We start from the raw sequence: 22,181 nt of genomic DNA, 5'->3' as shown, positions 1-22,181 counted from the left end.
CCGACGAACCCGACGGCAGCAGTGCACACAGCGATGATTGTTTTATGACGGCTCCCAAACGACGAGAATAGGTCCGCCGATGCCCGGGGTTCCCCTGACCAATGAACAGCGCTTCGCGCTGATCCAGAAATATATCGAGCGGATGCCGAGCCTCTCCACCACGGTGACCAAGGTTCTGGAGGTGTGCAATCGCCCCAGCACCTCGGCCAACGATTTGAACCGGGTCATCGCCCTGGACCCGGTCTTGACCGGACAGGTGCTCAAGCTCATCAACTCGGCCTATTATTCGCTGCCCAATCAGATCAGTTCCCTCACCCGGGCGATCATCATGCTCGGGATCAACACCGTGAAAAACCTGGCCTTGAGCACCGCGGTGCTGGGCAGCATGGGCCGGCAAGACTCGTTTCGCTCGCTGTCCATGGATGCCTTCTGGACCCACTCCCTCTGCGTCGGGGTGCTGGCCAAGGCTCTGGCCGGACTCAAGAAAATCCCCGGCATGATGCAGGAAGAATTCTTTGTTGCAGGGCTCCTCCACGATCTGGGGAAAATTCCGCTGAACAACTGTTTTGCCGAGGAATACCGCCAGGCCCTGGAGTTGTCCACCATTGAACAGGGCTCCTTGCCCAAGGCCGAGGAGATAATGCTGGGCTTTGATCATGGCCACGCAGGGAAGATGATCGCCGACAAATGGCAGCTCAGTCAGGCACTCACCGAACTGCTCCGCTTCCACCACTCCCCGGAAAATGCCTCCCCAAACAACCGCCAGTTGATCAGCGTGGTGGCCCTTGCCAATGCCTACGCCAATCTCTTTGACGTCGGCTCAGCCGGGGACCGTTTCCCGGACACCTCCAGGGTCGACGAGCTGCTCCTCCAGGTCGGCCTGAAATGGCATGACCTTTCAAGCCTGCACGCGGTTGTGGAACAGGAAATCGAAAAGGCCCAGGTTTTTCTCCAGATCGCCCGGGAGGCAGCATGAGCATGAAGATCAAATTCTGGGGGGTCCGGGGCTCCATCCCCTGTCCCGGGCCCAAAACCATGAAGTATGGCGGAAACACCGCCTGCATCGAACTGCGCTTCCCGGACATCAACCGGCTCATCATCATCGACGCCGGTTCCGGCATCCGGGAGCTGGGCAACTTCATGATGGCCAACGATTTCAAGAATGGCCCGATCAACACGGATATCTTTCTGACCCACACCCACTGGGACCACATCATGGGGTTTCCCTTCTTCACGCCCATCTATGTGCCGGGCAGCACCCTCAGGGTCCACGGCCCGGTCAGCTTTGAGGGCGACACCCTGGAAAAGATCGTGGGCGGCCAGCTCACCTACCGGTATTTCCCGGTTCGCCAGGCCGAACTTGCCGCTCAGATCGAGTATATCGATCTCAAGGAAGGAAAGCTCGATCTGGGCGACGGCATTACCGTGACCGCGAAATACCTCAACCACCCCCTCCTCTGCCTGGGCTACCGCTTTGCCTACCAGGGGAAGACCTTTTGCACGGCCTATGACACCGAACCGTTCCGCAATGTTTTCTGCACGGATCCCGAAGACCCTTCCTATGACGAAGGCATGGCCGCCGAGGGCGAAATGGTGGCCCAGGAACAGAATGGGATTTTAGAGCAGTTTTTTTCCGGAGTGGACCTCCTGGTGCACGATACCCAGTACACCCAGGAGGAATATCTGGCCAAATTCGTTGGCTGGGGCCACTCCTCATTCGAACATGCCGTTGCCGCGGCCACGCGCGCCGGGGTAAAATCCCTGGCCCTGTTCCACCACGATCCGGTGCGCACCGATGACCAGATCGACACCCTGTCGGAAAAATATTGCGTCCGGGCAGGGGAGGGCGGGACGGAAATTTTCTTTGCCACGGAAGGAACGGAAAGAGAAATTTAAGGGACCAGGCGAAAATGTCGATGGGTATTGTGACGAAACAACAAGGAGAAGCAATACCGCACAACAAGGAAACAACCACCGCAGGGGGAAACAATGGTTATTTCCGAAGAGATCAAATTTCCACGCCCCATACGGATCGATCCGTATCGCAGGGAAAAAAAGGTCGAACCCATCGACAACCTTTCCGCTGTGGCGCGGATCGGCGCCTTCACCCGGGACTGGCAGCGCAACCGCGAAGACCGCCGCGGCCAGAGGAACGATTCGCCCACGCCCGAGGAAGCCTCGGTGCGGCATCTGGTGCAACAGGTCAACACCCATCTTGAAAACCAGAACATCCTCATCCATCTCGTGCTCATCAAGAACCAAAACGGCTATTCCCTTGATGTCTATGACTGCACCGGTAATGAGCAATGCGCCATTATCGGCGACGTGGCCATCGACTTAAACGACCTGCCGATGCTCCTGAAAAATCTCCAGCAGGAAGCCGGTATTCTCCTCGACACCATCTCGTAATCCGCCCAATTCTCCTTATATTCTTCTCCAATTCTCCTGATGTTTTTCTTGTTGAAATCTGGATTGAAACATGCTACCAATGCCTTTCATATTCTGAATGGTCATTCAGGATGTAGGTGTTTCCCCCTACAAAATAGGGAAATCGCGAGGTGAAGGATGTTGCTTGCAGAGCTGCTTGTCGACCGAAAAGGCGAGATTCTGGACAGTTGGGTCGATCAGGTTCTGACCACCTACCCGGAGGATGGTTCCCGGTTCTTTAAAAAAGAGAAGGACCAGTTTGCCAACCCGGTGGGGTATGCGGTGAAGAGCAGCCTGTGGGCGGTGTATGCCCTGCTCTTCGAAAAAAACGAGCCGGAAGGGATCGTCGCCTGCCTTGATCAGATGGTCCGGATCCGGGCGGTGCAGACATTTAATCCTTCCGAAGCGGTTTCCATGGCATACATCTTGAAGAGGGTCGTAAAGGATTTCTGCAGGAAGGACAATGTCGCCGACCTTGAAGGCTGGCATGCCTTTGAAGAAAAGGCCGACATCCTGGCCTACACCATGTTCGACCTGTATGTCGCCAGCCGGGAAAGGCTCTATCAAACCCGGATCGCGGAGATTAAAAGTGGAAATCACATCACCACGGACTCCGGTTGCCCTTCGAAGCTGATGGACGAAATGGCCCCCAAGGCGGAGCTGAAAACCATTAACGTGTAAGCGTTGTAACACAAACTGCCTTGCCGCTTTCCTGGCAAGGCCGGCATAAAGAGCCGTAACGGAATAGCCTAAAACAGCAGGTTAACAACCCGGGTTATTCCGTAACGGCTCCTAAACATGATGCGAGGTAACAGTACATGAGAATCCTGAATCCATTCATCGCAGTGTTGGCGCTTATCGCGGTTGGCCTGGTGGCCGCCCAGGTGCCGGGTGGGCAGGCTTTGATGGGGATCGTCTTGCCCTATCTCGCCTTTGCCCTCTTCTTGGGAGGGTTTGCCTATCGCGTAATGCAATGGGCCAAATCTCCCGTTCCCTTCCGGATTCCGACCACCTGTGGCCAGGCCAACTCCCTGCCCTGGATCAAGCAGAACAAGATCGACTGCCCCTCCACCAAACTCGGAGTCATCGCCAGAATGATCCTGGAGGTCTTTCTGTTCCGCTCCCTGTTCCGCAACACCAAGGCGGAGATGCATGAGGGCCCCAAGCTGGTCTACGGCTCCAGCAAGTTTCTCTGGCTGTTCGCCCTGCTGTTCCACTACTGTTTCCTGGTCATCGTGCTCCGCCATATGCGGCTGTTTATAGACCCGGTCCCCGGCTTTGTCGCCGCCCTTGAGTTCGGCGACGGCTTTTTGCAGATCGGCGCCCCGGTATTCTACCAGACCGACGCCATCTTCCTCGGCGCCATCGCCTTTTTGTTCCTCCGCAGGGTGATGCTTTCCAACATCCGCTACATCTCGCTGCCCGCCGATTACTTCCCCCTGTTCCTGATCTTCGGCATCGCCGTCACCGGCATCCTGATGCGCTATGTCTTTCGGGCCGATGTGGTGGCGATCAAACAGTTGACCCACGGCCTGACCACCTTTGCTCCGGCCATTGCCGCCGGGCAGATCAGCCCGATCTTTTTCATCCATGTCTTCCTGGTCTGCGCCCTGCTGATCTACTTTCCCTTCAGCAAGCTGATGCACATGGCCGGTGTCTTCATGAGCCCCACCCGGAACATGATCAACAACAGCCGGATGGTCCGGCACATCAATCCGTGGAATGACCCCAACATCAAGCCGCACTCCTACGCTGGATACGAGGACGAGTTCAGGGAGTTCATGAAGGAAGGCGGAATACCCGTTGAGAAGGAATAAGAACAATGGCGATCATAAAAGCAGACAAACTCGGTGTAAGCGTTGCGAAGGGTCCATCCCTCATGACAGGGGCTGTTCCGAAAAATGATTGGTGGGATGTCCCGGCCACATTCAAACCTGGGAACTATGCCTACCCCGCAAAAAAGGAAATCATTGAATACCACACGCAAAAGACCTTCCCCAGCCATCCTGGGCTGTTTGGTCAACCGCGCGACTGGGATCCTGAGAGCGACGACTGGAACCTGCCCGAGGGCTGGGAAAAGATCATTCTCAATGGCCTGAAGGAGCGTCTCGATAAATTCCGTTCCTTGAAAATCTTCATGGATTGCTGTGTCCGTTGCGGCGCCTGCGCGGATAAGTGCCACTTCTTCCTGGGCACCGGCGATCCCAAGAACATGCCGGTTCTCCGGGCCGAGCTTCTGCGTTCCGTATACCGCAACGACTTCACCCTGGGCGGCAAGATCCTGGGCAAAATGGCCGGTGGCCGGCCCATGACCTTCGGGGTGCTGAAGGAATGGTTCATGTACTACTACCAATGCACCGAGTGCCGCCGTTGCTCGGTGTTCTGCCCCTACGGTATCGATACCGCCGAAATAACCATGCTCGGCCGCGAACTGCTGCATCTGGTGGGCGTGAATATCAACTGGATCATGGAGCCGGCAGCCAACTCCAACCGCACCGGCAACCACATGGGGCTCCAGCCCCACACCTTTAAAGACAACATCGTGTATCTCTGCGACGATATCGAGGAAATCACCGGTATCCGCGTCGAGCCGACCTTCAACCGCAAGGGCGCCGAAGTGCTGTTCATCACCCCGTCCGCGGATGTCTTCGCCGAGCCCGGCATCTACACGGCCATGGGCTACCTGCTGCTCTTCCACCACATCGGCCTGGACTACACCTGGTCCACCTATGCTTCGGAGGGCGGCAACTTCGGCCTCTTCACCAACAACGAAATGATGAAGAAGCTCAACGGCAAGATGTACGCCGAAGCCAAGCGTCTGGGAGTCAAGTGGATCCTCGGCGGCGAATGCGGCCACATGTGGCGGGTGCTCCATCAGTACATGGACACCATGAACGGCCCGGCCGACTTCCTGCAAGTGCCCACCTCGCCGATCACCGGAACCCGCTTCGACAACGCGGCCTCCACCAAGATGGTCCATATCAGCGAGTTCACCGCCGACCTGATCAAGCACGGCAAGCTGAAGCTTGACCCGAAGCGCAATGATCACCGGATCGCAACCTACCATGACTCCTGCAACCCGGCTCGCGCCATGGGCTTGCTCGAGGAGCCGCGGTATGTCTTGAAGAATGTGTGCAATAATTTCCATGAGATGCCGGAAAACACCATCCGTGAATCAACCTTCTGCTGCGGCAGCGGCACCGGTTTGAACACCGATGAGATCATGGAGCTGAGAATGCGGGCAGGGTTGCCGAGGGCCAACGCGGTCAAATATGTGCGCGAGAAGCATGAGGTCAATATGCTCTCCTGTGTCTGCGCCATCGACCGCGCCACCTTGACGAGCCTGAACAACTACTGGAATCCCGATGTGGAGGTCTGCGGCGTGTCCGAACTGGTCGGCAACGCCCTGGTCATGGAGGGAGAAAAAGAGCGTGAAACGGGTCTCCGTTTTGAGCCACTTGCAGGAATGGAGGGCTGATAGCCATGTACGGGAAAGGAAGAATCATACCTGCGTTGATACTGTTCTTGGGCCTCATGACATCCCCGATCTGGTATAAATCCGGGGAAGCGAGCAAAATGCCCAAGCCTGAAAAACCAAAGGACTACACGGAGTGTGTTGCGCCGACTCAGGAGATGCGCACCTCGCACATGGTGCTGCTCAACCAGTGGCGCGATGACATCCTGCGTGAAGGCGGCGCCCGCACCGGGAAAACCCCCAACGGCACCGAATATGTACGGAGCCTGCAGAATGGCTGCATGAAATGTCACAGCGACAAGAAGAAGTTCTGTGACGCGTGCCACAACTATACCTCCGTGAAACCGTATTGTTGGGATTGTCATCTCCAGCCGAAGGAGGCGATGTAACATGGACAGCAAAAGAAGAGATTTTTTGAAAATTGCCGGGCTCACCGCCATTGCCGGCATTGCCGCACCCTCGGCTTTTAATACCCTGCTCAAAGGCGAGGCCATCGCCTCCGCCGGGCAAGCCGCCGCAGGCGGGCATGGGGCCGCGGCCCCAACCGGCAAGCGCTATGGCATGGTCATTGATGTCAAGAAATTCACCGAAAATCCCGGGCTGGCGGAACAATGCGTCTCTGCCTGCCACACCATCCACAATGTGCCGGATTTCGGGAACAGGAAGGATGAGGTCAAGTGGATCTGGATCGAATCCTATGAGCACACCTTTCCGACGGAGAGCCAGTACAAACGGCCGGATGCGCTCAAGGACATGCCCATCCTGACCCTGTGCAACCACTGCGACAACCCGCCCTGCGTCCGGGCCTGCCCCACCAAGGCCACCTATAAGAAAAAAGACGGCATCGTGGGCATGGACTACCACCGCTGCATCGGCTGCCGGTTCTGCATGGCGGCCTGCCCCTATGGCGCCCGGAGCTTCAATTGGCGCGACCCCCGGGGCAAGGATGCCAATGGCCAGCCCTTTATCAAGGCGGAAAACCCCAAATACCCCACCCGGATGCGCGGGGTTGTGGAAAAATGCAATTTCTGCACCGAGCGGCTGGCCATCGGCCAGATTCCGGCCTGTGTTGAAGTCGCAGCCCAAACCAAGGCCCTTGTCTTCGGCGACATGAATGATCCCAACTCCGAGATCAGTCAGGTGCTGAAGACATCCTTTACCATCCAGCGGAATCCTGCAATAGGGACACATCCATCCCTCTTCTATATTATTTGAGGTGAAAGATCATGATTGAAAAAGCATTTAAAGGAAGCACGGGGTACTGGGTATGGATGCTCTTCCTGCTCTCCATAATGGGTGTGGGCGGTCTCTGCTATGTCCAGCAATTCAACTACGGCCTTGGCATCACCGGCATGAGCCGGGATGTGACTTGGGGGGTGTACATCTCCCAGTTCACCTTTCTGGTCGGTGTGGCCGCAGGCGGCCTGATGCTGGTGCTGCCGTATTACATCCATAACTACAAGGCCTTCGGCCGCATCGTCATCCTCGGCGAGTTCATGGCCATTGCCGCCATCGCCATGTGCCTGATGTTCATCATCGCCGACCTGGGCCAGCCCATGCGGGCCATGAACGTTCTGCTCCATCCCACCCCCAACTCCATGCTGTTCTGGGATATGATCGTCTTGAACGGCTATCTGTTCCTCAACATCCTCTGCGGCTGGGTGGTATTGCAGTCCGAATACAAGGGGGTCAAATATCCCAAGTGGATCAAGCCCTTTATCTACCTCTCCATCCCCTGGGCGATCAGCATCCACACCGTTACCGCCTTTTTGTACTGCGGTCTGCCGGGCCGCCATTTCTGGCTCACCGCCATTCTCGCTCCGCGTTTTCTCGCCTCGGCCTTTGCCGCCGGGCCGGCCCTGCTGATGGTCATCGCCATGATCCTCAAGAAGACCACCAAGTTCGACGTGGGCCGCGAGGCGCAGGACAAGCTGGTGACCATCATCGGCTATGCCGCCATGCTCAACTTTTTCTTCCTGGGCTGTGAATTTTTTGTTGCCTATTACAGCCAGATCCCCGGCCACATGCATACCCTGGACTACCTCTTCTGGGGCCTTGGCCATGGCGACCAGGTATACAACAATCTGGTTCCCTTCATGCGCGCCTCGGTGATCATGGGTCTGGCCGGCATCGCGTTGATCTTTGTTTCCAGGGCCAAGCAATCCGATGGGCTGCTGGTGATTTCCTGCCTCCTCATCTTCATCGCCTTCTGGATCGACAAGGGCCTCGGCTTGGTTCTCGGCGGCTTTGTCCCCAGCCCGCTTGAGTACGTAACCGAGTATGTTCCCAGCGTCCAGGAACTCGGCATCACCGCCGCCATCTGGGCCACGGGCTTCTTCATTCTCTCCATCCTCTACAAGGTGGCGATCAGCGTCAAGCTGGAAAAGGAAGCCTAAAACCGTTTTTTCCTGCGGCATGGTTGATTCAAGGCAAGCTCCTTCCGGGGCTTGCCTTTTTTTATGCCTTTCGGGCAGCACCTCAGGGCGTCGCGGCCGATAATTTGGGTGGTTTGCCCGGGGGTTATGTTGTATTCTACCGATATCGTTGAAAATTGACCCTGCTGTTTTCCCGTTTTTCGGGATGATGACCCACACAACCGAGTCCCTGCCATGACGCCATCACACACCCCCAAAAAACCGGCAACACACTCCATCCTCGACAAGATCGGCAACACCCCGCTGGTGCCGATCAAACGGTTGAATCCCTTGAAGAAGGTGGCGATCTACGCCAAGCTTGAGGCCTTCAATCCCGGCGGCTCGGTCAAGGACCGGGTGGCCCTGAACATGATTGAAACCGCCGAGGCCGAGGGCGAACTGACCCCGGATAAGATCGTGCTGGAGGCGACCAGCGGCAACACCGGCATCGGGCTGGCCATGGTCTGCGCGGTCAAGGGCTATAAATGCCAGTTGATCATGCCGGAATCAGCATCCATCGAACGGCGCAAGATCATGGAGGCCTTTGGCGCCGAGATCCTGCTCACCCCCGGCAAACGCGGCACCGATGGGGCCATCGAGCAGGCCTATGCCCTGGCCCGCCAGTATCCGGATCGCTATTTCCTCACCGACCAGTTCAACAATGCGGCCAACTGGCTGACCCACTACAAGACAACCGGCCCGGAGATCTGGGAGCAGACCGGGGGCAGGGTGACGGATATCGTCGCCACCCTGGGCACCTCCGGCACGGTCATGGGGCTGTGCCGGTATTTCAGCGAGCACCATCCCGAGGTGCGCATTACCGCGGTGGAGCCCTTTCTCGGCCACAAATTGCAAGGGCTCAAGAACATGAAGGAGTCCTACACGCCAGGGATCTTTGACAAAAAACTCCCCTTCCAGATCATCAACATCCCGGATGAGGAGGCGTTCACTTCCGTTCGTCTCCTGGCCCGCAAAGAGGGGATTTTCGCCGGCATGAGCTCCGGCGCCGCCATGTCCGCGGCCCTGACCCGCGCCGCCCAGTTGAAGGAAGGCGTGCTCGTGGCCATCTTCCCCGATGGCGGCGAGAAGTATCTGTCCACCGAGCTTTTCACCAAGCAGGAAACGGAGGAGTCCCAGCAGGCGGAGCTGCGTTTTTTCAATACCCTCTCCCGGAAAAAAGAGGTGTTTCGGCCCATTGTCCCGGATACCGTGACTTTTTACGCCTGCGGCCCCACGGCCCACGAACTGGCCCACCTGGCCCATTGCCGCCGCTTCATGGTTGCCGATCTCGTGCATCGAGTGCTGGTGCTGAAAGGGTATCAGGTGAAATTCTATATGAATTTCACCGACCTGGACGACAACACCATCCAGGGCGCGGGCAACAATAAAGAGAGCCTCGCCGCATTCACCGGCAGATATATCCAGGACTTCAAACAGGACATGGCTGCGCTGGAGATGCTCGAAGCCGCCGGATACCCTCGGGCCTCCGAGCATGTCCCGGGCATGATCGCTCTGGCCCAAAAACTGGTGGACAAGGGGTATGCCTACGAAAAACACGGCTCCATCTATTTTGACATCTCCAAATTCGCTAAATACGGCAGGCTGTCCGGCGTGGATCTGAGCAAGATCCAGGTGGGGAAAACCGTTGATCTGGACGACTATGAAAAGGAAAACCCGGTTGACTTCACCCTGCTCAAGCGTTCGACCTTGAGCGAGCTGAAAAGCGGCATCTTTTTTCAGACCGAGTGGGGCAACATGCGCCCCGGCTGGCATATCGAATGCGCGGCCATGACCCTTGACCTGCTCGGGGAAACCATGGATATCCATACCAGCGGCCGCGATCTGCTCTTCCCCCACCACGAGAACGAAAACGCCATCGCCGAGGCGCTCACCGGCAAGCCCCTGGCCAATTTCTGGCTGCACAGCGAACTGCTGCTGGTGGATGGCAAGAAGATGTCCGCGGACAACCGGAACCTCATCACCTTGCGCGATGTCCTGGACAAGGGCTACACCGGCAGGGAGATGCGCTATTTCCTGATCCGGACCCATTACCGCAAGCCGATCAATTTCTCCTTCCGCAGCCTGGACGCGGCCCGCAAGAACCTGCGGCGCTTGGACGGCTTTGTCGGCAAGCTGCTCTGCCTGCCGCCGGGGCTGCCCCACGCCGAGGTCGCCGCCTATCTCTCCGACATGGAGGACCGCTTTTTCAAAGCCCTGGACGATGATCTCAATGTTTCCAAAGCCTTTGCCGCGCTGTTCGATTTTATTAAAAAGACCAACCCGATCCTGAGCCAGGGGCTCCTTGACCGCGAGCAGAAGGATTATATCCTGGAGGCCCTGCGCCGGATCAATTCCGTGCTGGGAATCATGCGGCTTGAGGAATGTCCCCTGGCCCCGGAGATCGACAAGCTGATCCGCGACCGGGAAGAGGCGAGGAAACAAAAAGATTGGCACAAGGCGGACGGGGTGCGCCAGGAATTGGCGAAAAAGGGCATCGAAGTGGTCGACACCGCCAAGGGGCCGGTCTGGAAAGAGGTGGAGAAGCAAGAGTAGGCAGCGGCCCACAATGCCGGGTGAAAACGGTATTGCTTTCTTGGCCCGATCGTTCTAATATCTGTCGCACATGGGCGCCCGTAGCTCAGCCGGATAGAGCACCGGCCTTCTAAGCCGTAGGTCAGAGGTTCGAATCCTCTCGGGCGCACCACACTGCACACATCGGCTTGAAAAGCCCTCCCGCTAGGTGTCCATCATCTCCCAGAGCGTCTGCGCCAAGGCAAAAAGCGGCGCGACAAACAGGGTGACAATAAGCAGCGCCTGCCGCTGCAGCCAGGAATTTGTGAGCAGTTCGATCATCCCGCCGGAGTCGCCACCCAGCCAGAAGGCCAGAAGGGGAAAGAGCAAGGCCCCCAGCCCCAGCAAAGCCATCTCGGTGATGAGCAATTTACGGCCAAAGAGCTTTGCTCCGTCACAGACAATTCGTACCCAGGCCATCCTCGCGGCAAGCGGCTTCAAAGCGTCGCAACTCTCCCGGACCTGCACCAGTTTTTCCTGAATAGTCTGGTACAGTTGGCCATGCATGTTCTGCTTGGCCAACCCTTCTATTTCATTGAGCTTTTTTCTGCCGTCCTCGAGTATTCCCTGGAAATTCACGAAAAAAGATTGGTAGGGATACTCCTGCCAGTAGCGCCGGAAGGAGTCCCAGGTGGCCGCCATTCCGGCAATATCGGCTTGCAAGGCGTCAAGGGTATTTTCCTGGAGGCGGTAGCTGGCGCGCAACAATGCCTGTGCCTTATGCGCCACTTCCAGCAGGTCGTAGTAGCTTCCCTGGGCAAACTGCTTTTCCAGGTCGGAGAGATCGGCAAACAGGGTTGCCGGGCTTGCCTCCTCGGCAAACCAGGTCTGGAGATCCTGACACACCTCCTGCGCCTTCACCAGGTTTTCTTCGGCCTCCTGCCGCTGGACCTGCAGCCGAACGGAAAGGAGATCCTCAACCGGCCCGGCAACAGCAAGCAGTTGCGGATCCATGAGCGCGGCAATGAACAGCTCTTTGCGATCGACAACCAGGGCTCGGAGCTGCCGGAGGCTTTTTTCCAACATATCGCCCTGAACCATGAGCTGAACCTGGCGATACAGAGCCTCGGACAGATCACGGCGCACACTGAAAACAGTGTCCAGGGCATGACCCGCCTTCCAGTGGTCCTTGCGAAGGGCATAGTATCTGGACTGCAACAGGGCGATATAGATCTTTTCCTTGTCCGAGTTGGCCATGATCGCGGCATGTTCCAGAAAATGTTCCAGATCGTTGTCGCGTTCGAGCTCCAGGGCGATAAAGGCGCGGCCGATTGTGGCATAAAAATTCTTTCCCTTGGGCCGCCTGCTTTCCTCGACAAAGAGATCCTCGGCCTGGGCGTGCTGGCCCACCCGCAGACAATCAAGACCCAGATGCAGGCTGTGACTGTCCACCGAAACCATGTCCGGCTTGGTCAATTCCTCCCATTTGGAACTGCTGTTAAAGGCTATGTTCCACAAAAACCGGGGCTGATAGACCAGATTCAGGTCAAAATAGGCCAGATACACCTGAAGAATGGGGCTCTGCCTGACCTGGGACACGGTGAGACCGGCCGCCATGGTATTGGCCAACTTCTCTTGGGCGGACATGGCCTTGCCAAAGAGTTCGCTCAACTTTTCAAGAGGCAGATAGCCGGCCAGGGAGATTCCCTGCGTGGCCATGGTCAGCATCTTTCCAGGGCAGTCCGCCGGACGGTGGGTGGTCATCCCGCAGTAGAAACAGGGCGAAAAGGAGCCGGCAAGGGGAAGCGCGCGATGGGGAAAAATCTCGATCCGGGGAATTTCCGGAATGGACAAGGAGAGCAGATATAAGTTGTTGCCAGCCTCGGCAAAGGTGTGGGACAACGAATTTTCCCCGGCCTGGCCCTCGGCCCACTGCTGTTTCAAGGAGGAGGTGGCATAGGGCTGCTCGTAGTGGAGAAGATCCCAGAAGGTCGCCGCCGGGTCATGCACCGGGCCGGGCGGTTCGCCCTCTTTTTCAAGGTGCAGGACAATGTGCAGGGGCAGGGGGCCGAAGTTCTCCTTCCACTCGTACACCTTTTTCAGCCTGCCCAGATTTTCCAAAAGCGCGATACAGGCGACATCCGGCTGCGGGAAGGAGAAAAGGAGCAGGGATTCCGTGCTGGCGGGATCTTCCGTCCCTTTTACGGCGAGAGACTGGCGCAGATCCAAAAGAAAATCCGCCCAGTTTTCTCCCAGGATATTCTGGCCCTGGTAGTTCAGAGCCTGAAGGGCGAGGACAGTGGTGAATTCTGCTGCCATTGGATTAATCAGCCTGTTTCTTGTCGGAGAACGCCCAACCCTGGCTCACAGACATTTATCCAGGATGGAGCGGGCTTCCTTATGGCCGGGATCGATCCGGAGAACCTTCGAGACCCATTGGTCGGCCCGAACCAGTTGCTTCAGGGCATAATAGGCCTTGCCCAGGACCAGGAACAACTCGATGTCGTCGGAGGTCTTCTCCGCCGCCTTTTCAAGCACCTTGACTGCTTCGTTGGCATCGCCCGCGGTAAACAGGGCCATGCCGATTTTTTTATTCAGATAGATACGCTCCGGGTCCGCCTTGAGCACCTCGCGATAGCATTTGACCGCCAGATCCCCCAGGCCGCAGCCGATACAGGTCTCGGCAATATCCTCCTTGAAGTCGATATCGTTGCTCTTTGTTTTCAGGACCAACCGCAGAACCTTTTCCGCCTCGGGCAACTGATTTTTCTTGATGAGCAGCTTGGCGAAATTCATGGCCCGGTCCGCATGCCTGGGGCTGATCTCCATGGCCCGGTTGAAATTTTCCATGGCCATTTCCATCTTGCCCTGACGGTAGTAAATCTGGCCCAGGGCATGGTAGGAACTGACATCGAGCCGGTTGATCTCCACCGCTTTTTCAAAGCAGAGCTGGGCTTTTTTCAGATCGCCCTTTTTCCCGAAGAGACGCCCCAACTCCCGGTAGGGCTTGGAGGAGCGGTCATTGATCTTGGCCGCCTCCGTGGCCTTGGCAATGGCGCCGTCAAGATCGCCCTTTTCATCAAGGGTGCGCGCCTGGAGCAACAACTGGTTGAAGGGCGAGGGGTTGTTGATCTGGCCCAACAGCTCCATAACCTTCTGCTCCAGGGTCGCGGTGACAAACGGCTTGGTCATGTAGGCATCAACATCATGCTCCGCCGCTTCGGCGACAATATCCATGTTGGCTTCCGCGGTGACCATGAGAAAGGGGATGTCGCGCCATTTTTTGGTGGAACGGATCAACCCCAGCAGTTCTGTGCCCGACATATAGGGCATGTTGTAATCACAGATGATGAAATCGATGACGATATTCTCGGTCTGCAGAAGCTTCCAGGCATCCCTCCCATTGGCCGCCTCGTAAAACTCCTTGCCGAAATGGACCAGCTTCAGCATGGCCTTGACCGAACGGCGCATGTTGTCGATGTCGTCCACGACAAGAAAAACCATGTCTTTTGGCGCTTTAAGCTTCATCCGACTTCTTTCCCTTTGCTGAAAACCGTCAGCTCTCCGTTACAGGGGCAACCTGACATAAAAACGAGACCCTTTCCCCGGTTCGCTCTCGACTCCGATGCGGCCCCGGTGAATCTCCACGGCCAAACGGCAGAAATAGAGGCCAAGGCCGGTGCCGACCAGGGCATCCTGCTTGTCGGAGATTCTGGCGTATTTCTCAAAAATGGTGCGGTGCTTGGCGGCGGGGATGCCAGGGCCTTGGTCCTGCACATAAAATTCAAGCTGCTTTTTCCCCGGGACCAGCCGACAGCCGAAACGGATGGTGGTGTTGCTCGAGCAATACCCCAAGGCATTGGTGAGCAGGTTCTGCAACACCCGCAGGATGAGGATCCGGTCCAGGGCAATCCGCGGCAAATCCTCGTCTGCCTCAAGGATCAGTTCAATATCCTTGATCCTGGCCATGCCCTTGATGCTGCACAGGCATTCGGCCAGCATGGGACGGACCGCGACCACCTCCTTGATGGGCGTGAGCTTGCCGTCTTCAATCTTGCCGATGCTCACCAGGTTCGAGACCATGCGCACCGCCCGGTCGCACCCCATTTGGGCGGACTCCAGAAACTCGCGGTTTTCCTCGGAAACGGTGTAGGAGAGGATGTCGAGATTGGCCACCACCTCGGAAAGCGGGCCCTTGAGGTCATGGATCAGCATGCGGGAGAGGTCGGCCCGCAAGGTCTCCTGATGCCGCAGCTCCTTGTTGCGCTCCCGGAGAATGCGCTGCTGCCTCCGGAGATCTTGCTGCAGGTTTTCCTGGACAAGCAGGGAGAGGATGACGCTGCTGAAGTCAAAAAGACGGGTGATGTCCTCCTTGAGCAGATCCTTGTCCCCGATCTTGTCGGTCACATTGATGACGCCCAACACCTTGCCCTTATGGAGGATCGGCATGGAGAGCAGGGAATTGCGCCGGTATTTGCCGCGGCATTGCCCGCCAAAGCGTTTGTCTTTGCAAATATCCTTGATAAACAGAGGCTCCTGGTGCCTGGCGACCCAGGAGGCCACGGAACGTTCATCTGCAATGGTCTGCTCGTACCCGATGAGCTCGGCGCGGCTTGCCGCCCGGACCACCAGATATTTCTTGCGCTCAAGCACCATGAGGGAGCCTTGCTCCACTCCCAGATACTCCAGAATAACCTCAAGAATCCGGCCCAGACGCCTTGGGTAATCAAGGCGGGGCGCATTGATCACCCCGGCAATCCGGGAAAAACTGTCCAAAAGCCGGTTGGCCAGCTCCAGATCCCGCATATTTTTCTCTCCACCCTTCACGGCAGCCCCTTTCCCCATAGGATTTGTCGGCAACAATCCGGTGCCCCTCAAAAAATCATTCCGCCCCCATGGTATCACAAAAAAAACGGCGTGGTAAAGCGGCAACTGAGACTATTCCATCTAGCTTGGCAGACTCTGCGAAAGGAACTGTTCAGCAGCGCCGCTTCGCTGCTGCCGCAGATGCGCGGAAGAGGTCGGCGAAGTGTGCTGCTGCACATGAGCCGACCGATGACAGCTAAGCGAGCACAGCGAGACTGCGAAGCAGATGCTGTGCTGCTGGACAGTTATTCCCATTCGATGGTTCCCGGCGGCTTACCGGTGATATCGTAGACCACCCGGGAGACGCCGCGCACCTCGTTGCAGATGCGCCGGGTGACGTGGTCGAGGAATTCGTAGGGCAGATGGGCCCAGCGGGCGGTCATGAAATCCACGGTCTCCACGGCGCGCAAGGCTATGACATGCGCGTACTGGCGGTTGTCGCCCACCACGCCCACCGAGCGCACGGGCAGAAAGACGGTGAAGGCCTGGGAGACCTTGTCGTAGAGTTCGTTCTTACGCAGCTCCGCGATGAAGATGTCGTCGGCCAAACGCAGGGTGTCGGCGTAGTCCTTGCGCACCTCGCCCAGGATGCGCACTCCGAGGCCAGGGCCTGGGAAGGGATGGCGGTAGACCATCTCCGATGGCAGCCCCAGTTCCACACCGATGACGCGCACCTCGTCCTTGAACAGCTCGCGCAGCGGCTCCACCAGCCCCAGTTTCATATGCTCGGGCAAACCGCCCACGTTGTGATGGCTCTTGATCACCTTGGCCTTGCCGGTTTTTGCCCCGGCCGACTCGATAACGTCCGGGTAGATGGTGCCCTGGGCCAGCCACTTGACGTTGCTGAGCTTGGCCGCCTCCTCCTCGAAGACCTCGATGAAGGTGTTGCCGATGATCTTGCGTTTCTGCTCCGGGTCTTCCACGCCTGTGAGCTTGTTCAAAAACCGCTCCTCAGCGTTGACCCGGATCACCTTGACCCCCATGTGCTTGGCAAAGGTGGCCATCACCTGTTCGCCTTCGTCCAACCGCAGAAGCCCGTTGTCCACGAAGACGCAGGTGAGCTGGGTGCCGATGGCGCGGTGCAGCAGGGCGGCGACCACCGAGGAATCAACGCCGCCGGAAAGCCCCAGCAGCACCTCGTCGCTGCCCACCTTGGCGCGGACCTGCGCAAGGGAATCGTTGATGATGTTGTCCGGGGTCCAGAGGCGGCCGCAGCCGCAGATGTCGTGGACAAAACGCTCGATGATCCGTTTGCCCTGACGGGTGTGGGTCACTTCCGGGTGAAACTGCAGACCATAGAAGCGGCGGGACTCGTCGGCCATGCCGGCCAGGGGGGCGCTGTCGGTCTCGCAGATGGCCACGAAGCCTTGGGGCAGCTTGTTGACCCGGTCGCCGTGGCTCATCCAGACATCGAGCAGCCCAAACCCTTCGGGGCTGGCGTGGTCCTCGATGTCGGCCAGCAGCTTGGAGTGGTTGCGGGCCCGCACCTGGGCATAGCCGTATTCGCGGTGAGCGGAAGGCTCCACCTCGCCGCCCAACTGGGCCGCCATGGTCTGCTGGCCGTAGCAGATGCCGAGCACCGGCACGCCAAGGGTGAACACCGCCTCGGCGGCGCGGGGGGTCTCGGCCTCATGCACCGATTGCGGCCCGCCCGAGAGGATGATCCCGTTGGGTTTGAAATTCCGGATCTCCTCGGAAGTCATGTCCCAAGGATACAGTTCGCAATACACCCCGGCCTCCCGCACCCGCCGGGCAATGAGCTGGGTGTACTGGGAGCCGAAATCAAGAATCAGTATCTTTTCGCCGTGGATATCCATTTTTTTACCTTTATGCAGGGTCAGGAGGTTCAGCCCAACCGATAATTCGGGGCCTCTTTGGTGATGATCACGTCGTGGACATGGCTTTCCTTGAGGCCCGCGGCGGTGATCTTGACAAACTTCGCCTTCTGGCGCAGCTCCTCGATGGTGGCCGCGCCCAGATAGCCCATGCCGGACCGCAGACCGCCCATGAGCTGATAAATCATATCGGAGAGCGGCCCCCGGTAGGGCACCTTGCCTTCGATGCCCTCGGGCACGAACTTGGCCTGGCTTTCCACCCCTTCTTGGAAGTAGCGGTCGCTGGAGCCCTGCTTCATGGCGCCGAGCGAGCCCATGCCCCGGTAGCCCTTGTAGGTTCGCCCCTGGTACAAAAAGGTCTCGCCGGGGGATTCATCGGTTCCGGCAAAGAGGCTGCCGATCATCACCACCCTGGCGCCGATGCCGATGGCCTTGGCGATCTCGCCGGAGTATTTGATCCCGCCGTCGGCGATCACCGGCACCCCGAATTTCTCCGCCGCCTTGGAGCAGTTGTGGATCGCGGTCATCTGCGGCACTCCGACTCCGGCCACGATGCGGGTGGTGCAGATGGAGCCCGGCCCAACCCCGACCTTGACGCAGTCGGCCCCGGCTCGGATCAGGGCCTCGGCCCCTTCCGCCGTGGCCACGTTGCCGGCAATGACCTGCAGCTCGGGAAAGGCGTCCTTGATCCGGGTCAGGGCATTGAGGATGTTCCGGGAATGGCCGTGGGCGGAATCGAGCACCACCACATCCACCCCCACGCTGATCAACTTTTCCACATGCTCCAAGGTGGAGTTCACGCCGATGGCCGCGCCCACTCGCAGCCGGCCAAGGTCGTCCTTGGCGGCATTGGGGTATTTGCGCACCTTTTCAATATCCTTGATGGTGATCAGACCCTGGAGATTGCCCTCGTCGTCCACCACCAGAAGTTTTTCGATCCGGTGCTCGTGGAGCAGCGCCTTGGATTGCTCCAAAGTGATGCCGACCTTGGCGGTCACCAGGTTCTTGCTGGTCATGACCTCCCGGACCAGCAGATCCTCGTCGGAAACAAAGCGCAGGTCGCGGTTGGTGACGATGCCCACCAGCTTGGTGCCCTGCAGGACGGGTACCCCGGAGATCCGGTAGGTGCGCATGATCTCGTTGACCTCGCGCACGGTCTGGCCGTCGTTCACCGTGATCGGGTCGATGACCATGCCCGACTCGGATTTCTTGACCTTGCGCACCTCGCGGACCTGCTCATCCACGCCCATGTTCTTGTGGATGATCCCGATTCCGCCTTCCCTGGCCATGGTGATGGCGGCCCGGTGCTCGGTGACCGTGTCCATGGCCGCGCTGACCAGGGGGATATTCAGGGTAATGGACTTGGTCAGCATCGTGGCCAGGCTCACCTCGTTGGGCAGTACCTCCGATGCGGCAGGCACCAGGAGCAGGTCGTCAAAGGTATAGGCGTGTTCGATTGTCTGGAGTGACATCAGCGGACTCCCTCAAGAAAAATTATGACAGGTGATGCGCCTCGCTTGCCAAGGCGACCTGGAATACTCAGCAACAGCCCGAAAACAGGGGGCAAAAAAACATGGTGTGTTCACTATAAAAAACTTTCAATCCGGAGGTCAATGGCGAGTTTTCAGAGGAATGCTTCTGCCACCGGACCATTGCCTGCGGGCTCAGCCCCCGGAGGCTGCGCTCAGGAGAATACCCTCCAGCAGCCCGGCATCGCTCACAAGCACTGGCTGTGCCAACTCCTGCTGCAACTCCTGCAGGATCAGCGCTCCGGCCAGGATAATCTCCCCGCGCCCATCTTCCAGGCCGGGCAGACCATTGCGTTCCTCCGGCGAAAGAGCGGCCAGACCGGCAACCAGACGGGGCAACGCACCCTGGCTCAACTGGTAATTCTGGACCCGCTGGGCATCATACCGCGTCAATCCCAAGGCGAGGGCGGCCAGGGCTGTCGCTGTCCCGCCCGAAGCCATGAACAGGGAAACGTGCCCGCGCTGTTCGCCCCCGAGGATCACGCGGAGAGCCGGGGCGAGAATCGCCCGGATCTTCTGGCGCATGGCAGGAAGATCGCCAGCGAATTCCTCGGTCAAACCGACCGCGCCCAAGGGCAGGCTTCTCATCTGGGGCTCGCTCTCCGCCGTGGCTTGGAGGATGATCTCGGAGCTGCCTCCGCCCACATCCGCCAGCAAGAGAGGGTAGCGCCGCTGTTGGGCAGGCAGGGCGGAAAGTGTTCCCCGCATGGCAAGACAGGCCTCCTCTTCGCCGGAAAGCACCTCGACCCGCACCCCGAGCAAGGCCTTGCCCCGCTGGAGAAACTCTTCTCGATTGGCGGCTTTTCGCACGGCATGGGTGGCGCAAGCCCGGACGCGGCGAACAGGGTAGGGGGCCATCAGCGCCGCAAACCGGGAGAGCGCCGCCTCGGCCCGCATCAAGGCCGGGGGGGAAAGCGTGCCGGTGGTGGTCAGCCCCTCGCCAAGCCGGACCGTGACCAGATCGTGGGCCAGAGGACGCAGACGCCCATCCTCCACCTCCGCCACCAGGAGACGAAAGCTGTTGGTCCCGATATCAATGCCGCAGGCTATGTTCATACCGTTTCGCTGTCACCGCTTCGCTGTTGCCTTTTGTTGGGGGGTGCCGTACAATATGGGGAAAGAATCCCAATACTCATAAGGGGTTAGCGTGAGCCAACCCACATCCCAGCAACAAGGATCGCCCCGTGATACTTGCCATCAATCCGGACAACCCCCAGCCCCGCCTGATCCAGCAGGCAGCGGAGGCTTTGCGCAAGGGAGCGGTGATCTGCTACCCCACCGACACCGTCTACGGCATCGGCTGCGACATGTTCAACCAGAAGGCGATCAAGCGGATCCATCAAATAAAAAAGAGGCCGATACACCAGCCTTTCAGCTTCATGTGCTCAAGCCTCAAAAACGTCAGCACCTATTGCCATGTGTCCAACATGAGCTACAGGATCATGAAAAAAGATCTGCCCGGTCCCTACACCTTTATCCTGCAGGCGGCAAAGCTGGTGCCCAAAATCATGCTCAGCCGGCAGAAAACCGTGGGGATCAGGGTGCCGGACAACCGTATCTGCCTGGCGCTCATCGAGGCGCTCGGGAACCCGATGCTCAACACCAGCGCCATCCTGAACCCGGATGATCCGCCCATCTGCGAGGCCTTCGAGATCGAGGAGCGATTCGGCAACCAGGTGGATATCATCATCGACGGCGGCACGGTATACCCGGAGCCGTCATCGGTGGTGTCCCTGATCGGCGACACCCCGGAGGTGCTGCGGCAGGGCAAGGGCGACACCAGCCATTTTTGATCCCAGAACTAAGCGCTCACAGGGTGCCGCAGATGCGCGTGTCAATTGTCGGCAGAAGTGTCCGACCAAGAGGCCTGTTCGCTATACATTTGGTATGCGGGCAGGCCGATGACAGCAGGGCAGCGGCGAAGCAGATGCGGTGCCATGTGAGCGCTTACCCGCGCTTACTTCCCGTTCTGGATCAGAGCGTCTTTCAGCGATTTGCTCATGGTGAAGTGCAGATTCTTGCGGGAGGTGATCTTCATGACCTTGCCGGTCCTGGGGTTCTTGGTGGTCCGCGCCTTGCGCTGACGCACGGAAAAACTGCCAAAACCGCGGATCTCGACGCGCCGGTCCTCGGCCAGGGCCTCCACTATGGTGTCCAGCATGATATCAACGGCCTGGCTCACATCCTTTTTCAGATACGCGCCCATCTCTTCGGCCACCGCATTTACCAAATCCCGTTTCAACATCGTTTCATACACTCCTATCGCAAGGTCCCTGTCCATTCATAGGCCAGAAGGGGACCAGATAAACCTGTCTGCTGTAACAGCGATTCACTATTTTTACCGGTCATCAAGCGCAGGAAGGAAAAATCGTCTTCCTGGGGATAGATGAGTTCCGGCATCTTGTCGCTCTTGATCCCGGCCAGCTCGGCGGCCAGCATGACCGCATCGCTGAAATTGCCCAACTGATCGACCAAGCCGTATTCCTTGGCCTGCTGCCCGGAGAAAATACGCCCATCGGCGATTTTTCTCACCTCGGCCACCGGCAAGGAGCGGCTCTCCGACACGGCCTGGACAAACTGCTCCTGGACGTTATCGATCATGGACTGGAGCATCTGCCTCTCTTCCTCGGTCATGGGCCGGGAAGGAGAACCGATATCCTTCAGCCTGCCGCTTTTAACCACCTCGTTTTTGTAGCCGATCTTGTCAAACAACCCTTCCAGATTGGCAAATTTGAGGATCACCCCCATGGAGCCGGTCAGGGTGCCTGGGTTGGCGACAATCTTGCCTGCGCCCAGGGAAACATACAGGCCGCCCGAGGCTGCCACCGAACCCATGGAGGCGACCACCGGCTTGACCTTGCTGGTCCGCCGGACCTCGTCATAGATTTCCTGGGAAGCGCCCACGGCCCCGCCGGGGCTGTCGATCCGCAACACAATGCCCTTGATCTTGGGCTCCTCCCGAAAGGCCACCAGATTCGCGAGAATCTCCTCGGATTCGAGGATAACGCCCTTGACATCAATGACCCCGAGCCCCTCCTGCAGGAAGAGCTCGGACTTGGACGGGCCGGTGAGGCTGGTAACAAAAAAGGTTATTCCGCCCCAAAAGAACAGCATGATACCTCCC

At 58.3% G+C, this 22,181-nt stretch carries 19 protein-coding genes and 1 tRNA gene; 12 read left to right on the top strand and 8 right to left on the bottom strand.

Annotation, left to right across the window (positions count from 1 at the left end; all coding sequences use genetic code 11):
* Nucleotides 1–79: 79 nt before the first annotated feature.
* From MWR57_RS08885 to MWR57_RS08835, 11 genes are all read left to right on the top strand, one after another.
* On the top strand, nt 80–976 hold the full coding sequence (locus MWR57_RS08885; RefSeq protein WP_423124456.1) for an HDOD domain-containing protein: 897 nt from the start codon (nt 80–82) through the stop codon (nt 974–976).
* On the top strand, nt 973–1,896 hold the full coding sequence (locus MWR57_RS08880; RefSeq protein WP_423124455.1) for an MBL fold metallo-hydrolase: 924 nt from the start codon (nt 973–975) through the stop codon (nt 1,894–1,896). Before MWR57_RS08885 ends, MWR57_RS08880 begins: the two co-directional genes overlap by 4 nt.
* 93 nt (nt 1,897–1,989) lie before the next feature.
* Nucleotides 1,990–2,409, top strand: a complete 420-nt coding sequence (locus MWR57_RS08875; RefSeq protein ID WP_423124454.1) for a hypothetical protein — start codon at nt 1,990–1,992, stop codon at nt 2,407–2,409.
* Between the two features lie 156 nt (nt 2,410–2,565).
* Nucleotides 2,566–3,108 carry an RsbRD N-terminal domain-containing protein gene (locus MWR57_RS08870; RefSeq protein ID WP_423124453.1) on the top strand — a complete coding sequence of 181 codons (543 nt, stop codon included), beginning with the start codon at nt 2,566–2,568 and terminating at the stop codon, nt 3,106–3,108.
* A 137-nt stretch (nt 3,109–3,245) separates the two neighbouring features.
* Nucleotides 3,246–4,244, top strand: coding sequence for a sulfate reduction electron transfer complex DsrMKJOP subunit DsrM (gene dsrM / locus MWR57_RS08865; protein ID WP_423124452.1), 999 nt, complete (start codon nt 3,246–3,248; stop codon nt 4,242–4,244).
* 5 nt (nt 4,245–4,249) lie between these two features.
* On the top strand, nt 4,250–5,905 hold the full coding sequence (gene dsrK, locus MWR57_RS08860) for a sulfate reduction electron transfer complex DsrMKJOP subunit DsrK (RefSeq protein ID WP_479723962.1): 1,656 nt from the start codon (nt 4,250–4,252) through the stop codon (nt 5,903–5,905).
* Between the two features lie 5 nt (nt 5,906–5,910).
* A complete protein-coding gene (dsrJ, locus tag MWR57_RS08855; protein ID WP_423124451.1) occupies nt 5,911–6,291 on the top strand; it encodes a sulfate reduction electron transfer complex DsrMKJOP subunit DsrJ in 381 nt (126 codons plus the stop codon).
* A 1-nt stretch (nt 6,292) separates the two neighbouring features.
* A complete protein-coding gene (gene dsrO, locus MWR57_RS08850) occupies nt 6,293–7,117 on the top strand; it encodes a sulfate reduction electron transfer complex DsrMKJOP subunit DsrO (protein ID WP_423124450.1) in 825 nt (274 codons plus the stop codon).
* Between the two features lie 11 nt (nt 7,118–7,128).
* A complete protein-coding gene (gene dsrP, locus MWR57_RS08845; protein WP_423124449.1) occupies nt 7,129–8,298 on the top strand; it encodes a sulfate reduction electron transfer complex DsrMKJOP subunit DsrP in 1,170 nt (389 codons plus the stop codon).
* A 213-nt stretch (nt 8,299–8,511) separates the two neighbouring features.
* Nucleotides 8,512–10,869, top strand: coding sequence for a cysteine--tRNA ligase (gene cysS / locus MWR57_RS08840; protein WP_423124448.1), 2,358 nt, complete (start codon nt 8,512–8,514; stop codon nt 10,867–10,869).
* Between the two features lie 74 nt (nt 10,870–10,943).
* A tRNA-Arg gene (locus MWR57_RS08835) sits at nt 10,944–11,020 on the top strand.
* A 32-nt stretch (nt 11,021–11,052) separates the two neighbouring features.
* Here MWR57_RS08835 and MWR57_RS08830 read toward each other — a convergent pair.
* The 6 genes from MWR57_RS08830 to MWR57_RS08805 all read right to left on the bottom strand — a co-directional run bounded on the left by MWR57_RS08830 (nt 11,053) and on the right by MWR57_RS08805 (nt 20,113).
* The gene (locus tag MWR57_RS08830; protein ID WP_423124447.1) at nt 11,053–13,146 is read right to left on the bottom strand and encodes a tetratricopeptide repeat protein; all 2,094 of its coding nucleotides are present in this window, start codon (nt 13,144–13,146) and stop codon (nt 11,053–11,055) included.
* A gap of 45 nt (nt 13,147–13,191) precedes the next feature.
* The gene (locus tag MWR57_RS08825) at nt 13,192–14,355 is read right to left on the bottom strand and encodes a tetratricopeptide repeat protein (protein ID WP_423124446.1); all 1,164 of its coding nucleotides are present in this window, start codon (nt 14,353–14,355) and stop codon (nt 13,192–13,194) included.
* Between the two features lie 39 nt (nt 14,356–14,394).
* Nucleotides 14,395–15,633, bottom strand: a complete 1,239-nt coding sequence (locus MWR57_RS08820) for a GAF domain-containing sensor histidine kinase (protein WP_423124445.1) — start codon at nt 15,631–15,633, stop codon at nt 14,395–14,397.
* 305 nt (nt 15,634–15,938) lie between these two features.
* Nucleotides 15,939–17,510, bottom strand: a complete 1,572-nt coding sequence (gene guaA / locus MWR57_RS08815; protein WP_423124444.1) for a glutamine-hydrolyzing GMP synthase — start codon at nt 17,508–17,510, stop codon at nt 15,939–15,941.
* Nucleotides 17,511–17,539: 29 nt separating this feature from the next.
* Entirely contained in the window at nt 17,540–19,000 is a 1,461-nt protein-coding gene (guaB, locus tag MWR57_RS08810) for an IMP dehydrogenase (protein WP_423124443.1), read from the bottom strand.
* Between the two features lie 192 nt (nt 19,001–19,192).
* Nucleotides 19,193–20,113: a Ppx/GppA phosphatase family protein gene (locus MWR57_RS08805; RefSeq protein WP_423124442.1), complete on the bottom strand. Its 921-nt coding sequence runs from the start codon at nt 20,111–20,113 to the stop codon at nt 19,193–19,195.
* A gap of 128 nt (nt 20,114–20,241) precedes the next feature.
* Between MWR57_RS08805 and MWR57_RS08800 the strand changes: the two genes are divergently transcribed.
* Nucleotides 20,242–20,850, top strand: a complete 609-nt coding sequence (locus MWR57_RS08800) for an L-threonylcarbamoyladenylate synthase (protein WP_423124441.1) — start codon at nt 20,242–20,244, stop codon at nt 20,848–20,850.
* Nucleotides 20,851–21,014: 164 nt separating this feature from the next.
* Here the strand turns inward: MWR57_RS08800 and MWR57_RS08795 are convergent, their stop codons facing one another.
* Both MWR57_RS08795 and sppA read right to left on the bottom strand, forming a co-directional pair.
* Complete coding sequence (locus MWR57_RS08795; RefSeq protein ID WP_307632554.1) at nt 21,015–21,302, bottom strand: HU family DNA-binding protein; 288 nt, start codon at nt 21,300–21,302, stop codon at nt 21,015–21,017.
* 14 nt (nt 21,303–21,316) lie between these two features.
* Nucleotides 21,317–22,171, bottom strand: coding sequence for a signal peptide peptidase SppA (gene sppA, locus MWR57_RS08790; RefSeq protein ID WP_423124440.1), 855 nt, complete (start codon nt 22,169–22,171; stop codon nt 21,317–21,319).
* Nucleotides 22,172–22,181 lie beyond the last annotated feature (10 nt).

This window comes from Hydrosulfovibrio ferrireducens (genome assembly GCF_046883345.1).
GTDB classification, from domain to species: domain Bacteria; phylum Desulfobacterota; class Desulfobulbia; order Desulfobulbales; family Desulfurivibrionaceae; genus Thiovibrio; species Thiovibrio ferrireducens.
This window is presented reverse-complemented; position numbering and strand designations above follow the sequence as displayed.